This is a genomic window from Hyphomonas beringensis (assembly GCF_000682755.1).
Lineage (GTDB): Bacteria > Pseudomonadota > Alphaproteobacteria > Caulobacterales > Hyphomonadaceae > Hyphomonas > Hyphomonas beringensis.
Map to the genome: position 1 here is coordinate 1 of NZ_AWFF01000063.1, position 10,880 is coordinate 10,880.

13 protein-coding genes and 1 pseudogene are annotated in these 10,880 nt (G+C 50.6%); 10 read left to right on the forward strand and 4 right to left on the reverse strand.

Translation table 11 applies throughout. The features are described from left to right. Together HY29_RS19925 and HY29_RS14230 are read right to left on the reverse strand one after the other, a co-directional pair. A pseudogene (locus HY29_RS19925) lies at positions 1-119 on the reverse strand (IS6 family transposase); the annotation flags it as partial. 67 nt (positions 120-186) lie between these two features. Further along, positions 187-537 (reverse strand): hypothetical protein, encoded by a 351-nt coding sequence (locus HY29_RS14230; RefSeq protein ID WP_034798111.1) that lies wholly within the window; start codon positions 535-537, stop codon positions 187-189. 961 nt (positions 538-1,498) lie between these two features. On the opposite strand from HY29_RS14230, the gene HY29_RS14235 reads away from it, so the two are divergent. From HY29_RS14235 to HY29_RS19255, 10 genes are read left to right on the forward strand one after another with little or no spacing between them, the layout of a single operon-like run. Next, positions 1,499-3,598 carry a type II secretion system protein D gene (locus HY29_RS14235; protein WP_081811419.1) on the forward strand — a complete coding sequence of 700 codons (2,100 nt, stop codon included), beginning with the start codon at positions 1,499-1,501 and terminating at the stop codon, positions 3,596-3,598. Further along, positions 3,595-4,293, forward strand: coding sequence for a hypothetical protein (locus HY29_RS19245; RefSeq protein ID WP_155838355.1), 699 nt, complete (start codon positions 3,595-3,597; stop codon positions 4,291-4,293). Before HY29_RS14235 ends, HY29_RS19245 begins: the two co-directional genes overlap by 4 nt. Further along, positions 4,280-4,732, forward strand: coding sequence for a type II secretion system major pseudopilin GspG (gene gspG, locus HY29_RS14240; RefSeq protein ID WP_034798116.1), 453 nt, complete (start codon positions 4,280-4,282; stop codon positions 4,730-4,732). Before HY29_RS19245 ends, gspG begins: the two co-directional genes overlap by 14 nt. 9 nt (positions 4,733-4,741) lie before the next feature. After that, complete coding sequence (locus HY29_RS14245) at positions 4,742-6,361, forward strand: GspE/PulE family protein (protein ID WP_051601559.1); 1,620 nt, start codon at positions 4,742-4,744, stop codon at positions 6,359-6,361. Then, the gene (locus HY29_RS14250; protein ID WP_034798118.1) at positions 6,358-7,545 is read left to right on the forward strand and encodes a type II secretion system F family protein; all 1,188 of its coding nucleotides are present in this window, start codon (positions 6,358-6,360) and stop codon (positions 7,543-7,545) included. Before HY29_RS14245 ends, HY29_RS14250 begins: the two co-directional genes overlap by 4 nt. Beyond that, positions 7,542-7,907 (forward strand): hypothetical protein, encoded by a 366-nt coding sequence (locus tag HY29_RS19395; RefSeq protein ID WP_034798120.1) that lies wholly within the window; start codon positions 7,542-7,544, stop codon positions 7,905-7,907. Before HY29_RS14250 ends, HY29_RS19395 begins: the two co-directional genes overlap by 4 nt. Continuing rightward, positions 7,907-8,227, forward strand: coding sequence for a PulJ/GspJ family protein (locus HY29_RS19930; protein WP_034798122.1), 321 nt, complete (start codon positions 7,907-7,909; stop codon positions 8,225-8,227). Before HY29_RS19395 ends, HY29_RS19930 begins: the two co-directional genes overlap by 1 nt. Next, positions 8,224-9,159 (forward strand): hypothetical protein, encoded by a 936-nt coding sequence (locus tag HY29_RS19250; RefSeq protein WP_155838357.1) that lies wholly within the window; start codon positions 8,224-8,226, stop codon positions 9,157-9,159. Before HY29_RS19930 ends, HY29_RS19250 begins: the two co-directional genes overlap by 4 nt. A 44-nt stretch (positions 9,160-9,203) precedes the next feature. Then, a complete protein-coding gene (locus HY29_RS14270; protein ID WP_155838358.1) occupies positions 9,204-9,704 on the forward strand; it encodes a hypothetical protein in 501 nt (166 codons plus the stop codon). Next, complete coding sequence (locus HY29_RS19255; RefSeq protein WP_155838359.1) at positions 9,704-10,195, forward strand: hypothetical protein; 492 nt, start codon at positions 9,704-9,706, stop codon at positions 10,193-10,195. Before HY29_RS14270 ends, HY29_RS19255 begins: the two co-directional genes overlap by 1 nt. A gap of 99 nt (positions 10,196-10,294) precedes the next feature. Here the strand turns inward: HY29_RS19255 and HY29_RS18965 are convergent, their stop codons facing one another. Together HY29_RS18965 and HY29_RS19625 are read right to left on the reverse strand one after the other, a co-directional pair. Further along, positions 10,295-10,627, reverse strand: a complete 333-nt coding sequence (locus tag HY29_RS18965) for an RHS repeat domain-containing protein (protein ID WP_081811420.1) — start codon at positions 10,625-10,627, stop codon at positions 10,295-10,297. A gap of 27 nt (positions 10,628-10,654) precedes the next feature. Then, a partial coding sequence (locus tag HY29_RS19625) for a hypothetical protein (protein ID WP_206741980.1) occupies positions 10,655-10,880 on the reverse strand: 226 nt, incomplete at its 5' end.

The window sequence follows — 10,880 nt, forward strand, 5'->3', positions numbered from 1 at the left end:
CGTTCATGGAGCAGGTCTTCAACATTCCTCACTGACAGCGGAAATCGAACATACATCATGACCGCAAGCTGGATGATCTCGGGCGAGATTTTGAAGCAGCGTAACGGGTTCTTGGTCATTTTCCAAGGCTAAAGGCCCCTGCCCCACGCCTCAAGGCCGTTTGCCCTGACAATACAAGGACGACAATTACTTTACCAATTTCACAGATTCTACCTTATTCCGCCCCCCAAAGGCACAATCTCCTGTATCATGGATTGTAACGATCACATTAGCACCGGTAGAGAAGGCCGTTAAAATCATACTAGAAATCAGGTAAAAGTCTTCTCTACTCGCCTCTAAGGAAAATTCATCATCACTAGTAGGACACCCCGCCACGCCGGACTGTGGTTCAACCTTAAACGCCAGCCCTTCCTCAAACCAGCCATTCTCTACCCATACAATTTTGGCTGGCGCAGAAAACACCTCTGCTACCCCGGCAGGAGTTACAGCACACCAAACTAATGCTGGAATGAACACCCCTAAAAATATCTTGGTCATATCTTACAATAGCTCCTTACACCCCGTGAAACCTGAAACTCGCTGCGTGAAGTCCAGTAATCGGGCCGCTTAAAAAGAGGACTATAATCCCATTACGATAGAAAAAGCTAGTTGCGTGAGCAAGGAATTCACTATCATTGATGAGAGACACGAAAACTTCGAAAACAGTCTAGCCGACCACTTTAGGGGTGCATTTCCTTGCGCATACAGGCTCACCTTGAAACTCTTTACGGAAACTTAGAGGAAGCACATCATGCTCCAACTAAACAATATAGTCTGGCCACGTACTTTATTCGTTGGGGTGCTGCTCGACATATTTTATCTCACAGGGATTTGATCCGGACACAATACGCATCCAGACTTTTGTGTCCGTGTGCATCGCCGTAAAAAGGACAGAAGCGATCATATCACGACCACTTTGTGACGACAGGACGTAAGCTGTGCCATGTTCCCCTAAGGTGCAATCAAGTTCTGTCGGAGCAGGATCAGAAAAATAAATTGTCAGATGACCCGACGCAGAAAAAAGGACCCGCTCAGGAACTTCCTTACAGCCATAAGTAGTGCAATTGGGATTGTCTGCATGAGCCCCCGCTGCCAAAATCGCTGCTGCAGACGCATAAATTAAAGGCCGCATTGCGCCCCCTCCTTACATAGGATTTCACTATATAAACAGCTCGCAAATCTATTCCGCCACCTAGGGTTAGCAAGCTTCCTCAGTATCACCAACAATGAATTAAGCTGATATCCCCGGATTTTTCTCTGTACTCCGCCAGGCCAGAAGAAATCTTCCTCAGCCTCATATTCGGCAACTTCTACAGGGCACTCAACTAGACAATAGTTCGAACCCTAGCGGCAGCCCCCCCCTAGGGTTCGACGCCCCCTTATCTGGGGAAACCAAGTGACATCCTGTTTTGTTTGGTACAGTTATAGTTGTACTATTGTTCCAATGTAGGGTGGCATTATGAAGAAGAGACGTAGCGTAAAAGCAGCATGTTTTGCCTTGCTGTCTCTTTCTGCATGCCACTCATTGCGGGAATCTGATACTCCCTCCTCCATCGCAGCCGCCCCCCCCAAACATGGTCAACCCAAGTCTTTGACAGACACACCCGCTTTATCTGCTAATGCAGACTCTGAAGAAAATACCACTTCTGCCCCCTCTGGCGCTGAGACAGAGATTGTCTACGGCAGCAGCCGATTTTTCAACCAAAGCGCCCCCCCAGATTCCTTGGAAGCTTCAGGAAACACCCCCGCAAAGCGTGGACTTAATTTTATATTTAAAGACGCACCGATCGAGGCGGTTCTAAATGAGGTTCTCGGAGAAGCCTTCGGCCAGACATACACGCTGCAACCAGGTATCACAGGGACCATCAGCATCCGCCTTGATGGCATAAATTCTGCCCAGGAAGCTATAAATAGTTTAAATACGGCCCTGTCCCTGCAGGGCTATGAGATCGTCGAACTGGAATCAGGCTTGATTATTGCAAGGGCAGGTCAATTCCAAGCTGGAACACAGCGCCCTGTCTTACTTCCAGAAAATGCTGACCTGCCCGCAGGTGCTTCTTTGGCAGTTATTCAGTTGAAGCATGGGAATATCGAAAAAATAACCGACGTCGCAGGCGCTATTCTTGGAAATGGCGTCCTTCGTTTTAGTGATGATGCAAGTGGCATTGTCGTTCTCGGTGGAGAGGCTGAACAAGTCGCATCCGCAGTAGATCTGTTAAAATCGCTCGATGTCGACTGGTTATCAGCCATGTCAACCGCTTTCATCCCCGTTCAAAATACCACTCCTACCGAACTTGCCTCAGACCTTGAACCTGTTTTTTCACGCATGGGCGGTGTCTCAGTTGTACCAATTGATCGCCTGCAACGTCTCATGCTGTTCGCGCGAAGCGCGCAAGCCTTAGACCAAGCTCGTGCATGGATTGCTCGCCTGGATGAGGATGCACGTCCTCAAGTGATGAGAGATGTTCTTGTTTATGAGGCGCGCTACGTCAATGCAGAAGATCTTATTCAGCTTACGGACAGCACAAGCACTTCTAATTACCCTACATTGCAAGACAGTCCCTCAAATGCGACAGAAGCGAATAGACCTCCAGCGGGATACGAGAGGTCACAAGGCTCGTCCTTTTCCACCCCCTTTGGGGGATACCCCTACAAACCAGAAACCAAATCCCTATACGAAAACCTGTCTATAAGGGTGGACACTGGGCGTAATGCAATTGTCGCGCGTGGCGCCACGGATGAGTTACAATCCCTCAGTGATCTTCTGACGCTCCTAGATAAACCTAAGAGGCAGGTTCTGATCAAGGCAACGATTGTAGAAGTTTCATTGTCAGATGGATCTTCGTTAGGTGTGCAGTGGGATTTGGTGGAGGATCGGCTTGCGGCGACATTCTCAGATTCCACAAGCGGAAACCTCACGTCACGCTTTCCGGGAATTTCTATCTCCTATCTCAACACCGATATTGGCGCTGTCGTAAATGCGCTCGCCTCCACCAGCGATGTTGAAATTGTCTCATCCCCTCGTATGCAGGTGCTCAATAATGAGACAGCTCGTCTGCAAGTCGGCGACCAAGTGCCAATCATTACCCAATCCGCCGTTAGTGTGACAGACCCCGGGGCCCCTGTTGTCAATTCCACAACCTATCGTGATACGGGCGTCATTCTGACTGTTACACCCCGCATTCGAGCGGGGGGTATGGTTGAGGTTGATATTTCTCAAGAAGTAAGCGGCGTTTCGGAAACGACAACATCTTCCATAGACTCTCCAACAATCTCACAGCGGAGTATCGAAAGTGTTTTGTCCGTCCCCGACGGTGCCACGGCCGTACTGGGGGGACTCATGAGTTCGACGCGATCCTATACGCAATCCGGCGTGCCTGTTTTGAAAGACACTCCAATCCTTGGTCCAGCCTTTCGGTCTACAACAAAATCAGACCGAAGAACCGAACTCGTCATTCTCATCGAGCCGACTGTCGTGTTTTCTGAAGCCCCTGAGGTCGATATACCTAAGCAGCTCCGCCTAGCGCTCGAAAGGGCTCGGCGTGGTCCAGCATCATGAGACAACAAGGTGGATACGCAACTGTTCTCGTAACAGCACTGCTGGGTGGTCTAGCACTCATCGCAGTTGCCTGGATGAACCTGGCAACTGTTTCGGCGAAACAAGCTCTGAGACAAAGCGATCAGCTAGCGGAGGACCTTGCTCTTGAGAATAGTTTATATGAATCGTTGGCATACATATTAAATAACCGCACGAAGCTATCTGCTTCTGGAGCGCCACAAGAAATGGACCCAGAAGCACCACATAGGGTGAGTGTAAATCATCTACGAGACCTGATTGATGTCAATCGAGATGATTTATCCCTCATACAGGCAAAACTCGAAGAAACCCTGCCCACTCGAAATCTGGCGGATGATATATCAGATAAAATAAAACGCCGAAGACAGGGCACATCTGGCGACATCATTCAGAGCCTATCTGAAGTTGTCCCTGCGAGCGCAAAGCCAGACGTCATGGAATGTCTGGGACAAATTCTGACCGTATTCCACGACCCGTCCCCTCCGCCGCGACGCGGCTCAGAAGATTCGATAACCGATGGCAGCATGATAAAAATCCGGATTGAGAGTAATGCGCATTCAATTGCCCGTAGCCTTGAAGCTGTTATACTTTTGACCGGACAACGGGATGCACCATTCTGGATTATGGATTGGTCATACCCCTCAAACACTGAAGCAGGCTGTGATGGAAAAAGGTAGGAATTCACGAAACGGAGATGCAGGCTTCACTCTGACCGAGCTTCTGGTCGTAATGGTCATTCTGGGGCTCATCGCAGCAGCGATCACTCCCCAGCTCATGGGCAGACTCGACAAGTCCAAAGTCCGAGCAGCGAAGCTCCAGACAGAGACGCTCGCCGCATCTCTGGACTTGTTCAAGATCGATATGGGATATTACCCATCGGAACAGGAAGGCCTGCACGCTCTTGTAATTCCGCCCGCAAATGCATCCTCTTGGGATGGACCTTATGTTCGTTCGGGCAACACATTGGTTGATCCATGGGGCCGCGAGTTTCTCTATTTTCCGGCTCCCGATACAGGGAAGTTCAGACTCGTCTCTTATGGCGCCGACGGCGTCGAGGGTGGAGAGAAATATAATGCAGATATCGTTTTTCCCGATTTCAGCAGATTAGAAAACTAGCGTGGCGGCATGGCTTCGATCGAGGCAGAGTATGAACAGTTTGAGGCCTCCGAGGCGGCGGCTCTCGATTACCTGCTTCAGGCTGATATTCTCCAGACCAAGGATATCGAGCAAGCTGAAAGCCTGCGTGATTCCACCCGAAAATCAGTCCTCATCACGCTCAACCAGATTGGCGTTCTGAAAGACCACGATCTCGCAAAAGCCTATTCCAAAGTCACCGGACTACCGGTCATGACTGCGGATGCGCCCATCCCCGACGCGCTTCCTGAAGAACTCAATCCCGAATTCCTCAGAGATACTCAAAGCGTTCTACTTAGTACTTCCGGTCCTCTCGCAGCGGTCAATCCGCTCGACAAGCGGATGCTCGCGGGCATCGAATTTGCCATCGGCCATGTGCCTTCGATTATTATTGCTGAGGCGGGAGACTGGTCGCGCTTATTTAGCCGCATCTATCCTGGAAACGCGCTGGATATATCTTCAGGAGAAGAAGATACCGCTCTTGCCATAGAAATTGCTGACCATGATCGCGATGCTCCAATTGTTAGGCAGGTCGCCTCATGGCTAAGTGAAGCAGCAGATACGGGGGCCTCGGATGTTCACTTTGAAACGCGCCGTTCCGAATTTGAAGTCTTCTATAGGGTTGACGGCGTTCTCAGGTCTGTCTCGCGATCTCCCAAGAGTGGCGCAGCGGCCGTAATCGCACGGATAAAAGTCATTGCGGATCTTGACCTTGGAGAGCGTAACCGCGCTCAAGATGGGAGGGCGACGATCGTCGTACGCGGGCGGCGTTTGGACATCCGTGTTTCGATTATTCCAACAATTGACGGAGAAAGCGCTGTCATTCGCTTGCTCGACCGCCCCAACAAATTGCTGACCCTTGAAGGGCTTGGTTTTACCGGTGACATTGCCGAAGCTTTGGAAAGCATTTGTGAGAAACGACATGGGATGTTTGTCGTCGCAGGCCCGACAGGAAGCGGCAAGACAACGACCCTCTATTCCTGCTTGGAACAGCTCAAACATCGCGGCTTGAAGATATTATCTGTTGAAGACCCGGTCGAATATCATTTCGAACATGTCAGTCAGGTGCAGATTTCCGACAAATCCGGCCGCACCTTCGCTGGAGCCCTAAGATCCTTTCTTCGACACGATCCCGATGTTATCATGGTGGGAGAAATCCGTGATCCAGAAACAGCGCAAGTCGCCGTACAGGCGGCCCTCTCCGGCCACCTCGTATTTGCGACACTGCATGCCATTGATGCCTCCCGTATTAGAACCAGGCTTGAAGACATGGGCGTTGAACCGTTCAAGCTCGAAGCCTGCCTTGTTGGATCCATGGCTCAACGCCTCGTCCGAATTTTGTGTCCGAACTGCCGGCAACCAAGCCCCTTAACCGAGCAAGAGCGGAGTCTATTCGAACGGCATAATGTACCTCTCCCGGAGCATACTTATTCTGCAGAAGGCTGCGCTGAGTGCCGACATGAGGGTTACCTGGGCAGGACTGCACTCGCAGAGTTCGCATACGGCGCTACCGCCCCTGAGGCGTCAAGAACACTCATTAGACAAGCCCTTCAATTGACAGCTTCCGGACAGACCAGTTCGGCAGAAGTAGCTAGTCTGATCGAGCCATGACCATTTACCAGTATCACTCTATCTCAAGAAATGGCCAGAAGCGTTCGGGGCGCATTGAAGCCCCCAGCGAGCAAGACGCAAGACGCCTCGTAACGTCATCAGGTGACATGCTGATCAGCCTTCGGGAAGCCGCAAGCCGGCGGTGGTGGGCGCTTGAGCAAAAGAAGCTTATCAACCTTCGCACGGCATCAGACTTTGCTCTAGAACTCGCTGGTCTTTTGCGAGCTGGCGCATCTCTACGTCAGTCCCTTGAAATACAGGAAGAGGGAAACACGCCCTCCGCTAAACTTGCCCAATCGCTTAGTCTTCAGATTGATCATGGACATTCCCTATCAAGCGCACTCAAGAGTGGAGGCGGCGCAGCTATTCTTCTCGGTGAGTTTGCTGCTGCAGGAGAGGCTGGAGCTGGTCTGGACAGGCTTCTCGAGAGTGGTGGACATTTTCTCAATGCACGACATGAGGCGATCTCACGTATCCGAAATGCGCTGGCATATCCGGCATTCATCATGCTTCTCGGAATCATGGCTTTAGTTACTATCACCCTTGTCGTCGCACCGGCTCTTGCCCCTGTACTGGAGGACAGCGGCGAAGGGGGCTTCATCCTTTGGCTTGCAAATATTGGCCTCTGGGCACAAAAACGGGCAGAGTTAATTTATCTTTCCGCCGCACTCATGCTCTCCACAGGCTTCCTCCTCTTACGTACTAAGTCGGTACGAGTTGGTCTGGAAAAGCTGATCTGGCGAATACCGGGCATTGGGTCTACAGCGCGGGATATTGAAACAGGGCAATCCTGCGAAATCCTTTCTGCATTGCTGGACGCAGGTCGTCCCTTGGAAAGCTCTCTACGTTTCGCGGCGCATATATCTAGTCCGGGCGTGGCGAGGGCTTATAATAGTATTTCAAGAAAAATCCGGGATGGCACACCCGCAAGCACCGCCTTTCTTTCGGAACCTTCTCTCCCGACTGAGGTCAGGAGACTTGCGCTACTGGGTGAGAAAGCAAGCGGCCTTCCAGACGCGCTTCGTCAGGCTGGGCAGATCTGCCATACCCGTGCTATGAGACGCATCGAGCGCTTTGCCGCCCTTATCGGTCCAATTCTTGTTATCGGTATGGGCGGTGCAGTTGCCCTCCTGATGCTAAATATTCTCGGAACGATATCCGGCATAGGGGACACCCCGTTATGAAACCGGATAAAGGCTTTGTCATGGCGGACGCACTCTTGGCCTTGATGGTCGCATCCCTTTTGCTGACCGGCCTCTTCGGCGTGACTCAGAATACTCTCAGAATGACTAGAAATGCTGAGAAAAGGCTGACAGCGACGCTTATTGCCAGATCTCTTCTTTCTAATGATCAGTCCCATAACGCGACAGGCACAGTTTCAGTTTCAGGTATACGATACGCATGGAAGATCACAAAGCGAGACCGACCGCCCAATCCAGATGACCGTGTTATTCTGACCGACACTCAGATTGTTATCACCTGGCCAGGGCGTGTGGATCAAGGTGAATTGTCTCTGAGTTCTGCGTCTCTAAGGAGTCTTGATTGATGCGGCAGGAGGGCTTTACGGTAACTGAAATGTTGGCAGCTTTGGTTATCCTATCTTTAGCGATGATACCACTTGGTGAAGCGATACGCCATGTAACCTCAATATGGCAGCAAACAGAGCAGAGCATAGACCGAGTAAATCACCTTACGGAATTGGCTACTGAGTTTGAGGTATCACAATCCTTACATTTGGATGACAAAACAAGTGCCAAGGCGCCTGCACTTGAGACCGACAGTGGTAGCGACCTAAGTCTTATAGATCCGAAAATTGACCAAAGCGCTGACTGCATCTTTGATCTTGTTGGCAGGAGGTGCCGTTGAAATCAGTACAAATCTCCTGGCCGGTCCGCGGGAGGCTGGATAATTTTCTCTCCATTATGGGAGAAAGACTGAAGGCTGCTTCATTGCAGAGGCCAACAGCCCCAAGCATCTATGATCTGGAGGCATTTGAATCCCTGGTTCAGCTCTCTGCGCCGGATGTCTGCGTGACACTTCCGCCCTCCTCGGCCTTTCTGCAATCCTTCAATGGCAGAAGCCGATCCTATTCTGAATTACGTCAAATCACACATAATGAATTGGGACGTCTCAGCCCTCTCCAACCAGAGAGCTGTATCTGCATCGCGAATGCTCCAAAGTCCAATTCGGTTAGCATTGATCTCTTACATGTGAGACGGCAAACGATGGAGAGATTACGCGAAAAAGCAGACACTCTTGGTATTCACCATCTTTTTCTTGCGTCAGACACAGCTCCAGGAAGGCTGTTTGAAGCACCAGAAACGAGCCGACTGAAAAGCCGCGACCGGCTTCTATTTGCCTGCGCGTCCATGGCTTTGCTTCTTTCGTCTGTATTCGTCCTGTCTAATATGGAGAGCCATCTTGAATCTGTCCTGATGAAAAATCAGGCAAGGGAAGCAAGCTTACGCCAGGATCTATTAGAGCGCCGATCTGCCGAAAGAGAAACAGGTACGCTTGGGGAACTGGCTCAACGCACCCCAGAGAAGTTGACGGCCGGTGCGCGCCTATCACAACTCTCAAATTATGCGGCAGCCACACCGCCTACTGCTATATGGACAAGTATGAAGCTTGATGGCCGACAAGCGCGTATAAGCGGTGTCGGACCAGAGGCAGCGAGTATCTTGTCGGCTCTGGCGGAGAGGTTTCCAGATAGCCAGATCCGTTTTGCAGAATCTGTCTCGGATATGTCTGATGGCAGACAATCTTTCGTTATCGAAATTTCGGGACCAGACGAATGATATCCCGAATACTTACTCATCGTGACAGGATCGAAGGATGGATTTTGCTGCTATCACTGCTGACCGCCAGCTTGTTCGTGCTGGCGCCACGCACCTATCAGGTGTTTTCACATTGGCAATCCATACAGCATAACGAAGCATTAATCAGGTCACATTCTAAAGACTTGTCTCGCCCGATCCCGGTTAATCCATACAATCATATGCGCTCCTATATTAGTGATGTTAAAACTCCGGAGGCATATTCCAATCTCAGCAGCCAGATACAGGCCGCTCTCCTTGATCTTGTTCGGTCGAAACAGGCGAGATTGACCGATTTGAGAGAGAGCCCAAGCGATAGAAGTATAGGCGGGCTCGAAGCCCTGCAATTCAAATTGGAGGCAGAAGGAGATATCCAATCCTTACTCGAAGTTATTGATGGCATAGGCGGGATCGAAATCCCGATACTTGTCAAAACCCTGGAACTTCGGCCGCTTGGATCAGCAGATCGGCCCGATCAAAGAATGCGCCTAGTCATTACGCTCTCAGCCTGGACTGGAAACACGTGATGAGGTCAGCCCTCCCTGCTCCCCCTCTTCTTGGTTTTTTAGCATCGGCTTGCCTGCTCGGCTTCGGCGTATACATTGCTGTTCTGCAGCCGGTTCGCGCGGCGGACATCAGGATCACTCCGTCTCCCCCCACTCTCCCAGATCCATCAGAAGCCCTTCCCGATTCCAGCACGTACCACCAGAGCCATGCTTCACGGCCTCAAGCGAGAATGGCACTTTTGCAACAATCTCCTTTTGTTGAAAATCACACCGCATTCAACCGCTACACACCTATAGCGCCAAAACCAGCTCAACCTTCATTCGATCCGGAATTTATGGGTGTTCTTGGCCGCAAGGAGAAACTTCGCATCATGATACGGTGGAGACCGAATGACGAAGTCAAAATATATAGTCTTGGCGAAGAAACTCCGTGGGGAGAGCTCAAGGAGATTAATGGGACAGATGCAGTCTTCTCAAGCCCTGAGGGCGAGAAACGTCTCAAACTATTCTAAGCTGACCAACCATCTCTATTGGTTTATCCGCATCATAAGATCGCAGGATAATCTGCCTCACAGGCATTGCACTAAAACGGCACAAGAGCCAGAGATATCTTAAGGCTTTGCTATAGGTAAAACAGTCAAACCAGAGAGTGGAACAACAATGAATTGTACCTTGGAAGCAGATGAACCATCACTTTCAACTTCAGTACGGTTCCCTGCCGCATCATATTTGTAGATGACTTTCTCATTATCAGGATAGCAAACCTCAACCAGCCGACCGAGAGCATCATAGGCATAATTGACCTGTTGACTACCAGACGGCGGGGCTTCACAGGCAGGATCTGCCTGCGCCGTCAATCCTACACCCCCAAGTAAAATAGCCGAAAGAAGGCTGCAGGCTAACGCACGAAAGTTGAGACATATCATTTTCATAACTTTGAGCATCCCTCCTCTTGATTCACAGGGTTTATATTATGCTTGCCGATCGTGATTACCAAACAGAAAAATCCATTCAGCAACACCAGATAAAACTAAAGCCCATATCTCAAGCTGCAGCTGGCTCAAATAAATGACCACTTTCCGAGAAGCAGACCACACGCTGGTGTCAGACAAACTCGAGCCAGTCTCCGTTTTTCCCAGACGAGCAGGTCTCAGGCCGCGATCAATTCGCGCCATTCGAGAAGAGCAGCGTCGCGTA

Excerpts from the sequence above, each read along its gene's own strand:
- HY29_RS18965 (WP_081811420.1), bottom strand. The coding sequence starts at position 10,627 with ATGCTCAAAGTTATGAAAATGATATGTCTCAACTTTCGTGCGTTAGCC.
- HY29_RS19395 (WP_034798120.1), top strand. The coding sequence starts at position 7,542 with ATGAAACCGGATAAAGGCTTTGTCATGGCGGACGCACTCTTGGCCTTG.
- HY29_RS19930 (WP_034798122.1), top strand. The coding sequence starts at position 7,907 with ATGCGGCAGGAGGGCTTTACGGTAACTGAAATGTTGGCAGCTTTGGTT.
- HY29_RS14235 (WP_081811419.1), top strand. The coding sequence starts at position 1,499 with ATGAAGAAGAGACGTAGCGTAAAAGCAGCATGTTTTGCCTTGCTGTCT.
- HY29_RS19245 (WP_155838355.1), top strand. The coding sequence starts at position 3,595 with ATGAGACAACAAGGTGGATACGCAACTGTTCTCGTAACAGCACTGCTG.
- HY29_RS14250 (WP_034798118.1), top strand. The coding sequence starts at position 6,358 with ATGACCATTTACCAGTATCACTCTATCTCAAGAAATGGCCAGAAGCGT.
- gspG (WP_034798116.1), top strand. The coding sequence starts at position 4,280 with ATGGAAAAAGGTAGGAATTCACGAAACGGAGATGCAGGCTTCACTCTG.
- HY29_RS19255 (WP_155838359.1), top strand. The coding sequence starts at position 9,704 with ATGAGGTCAGCCCTCCCTGCTCCCCCTCTTCTTGGTTTTTTAGCATCG.
- HY29_RS14230 (WP_034798111.1), bottom strand. The coding sequence starts at position 537 with ATGACCAAGATATTTTTAGGGGTGTTCATTCCAGCATTAGTTTGGTGT.
- HY29_RS14245 (WP_051601559.1), top strand. The coding sequence starts at position 4,742 with ATGGCTTCGATCGAGGCAGAGTATGAACAGTTTGAGGCCTCCGAGGCG.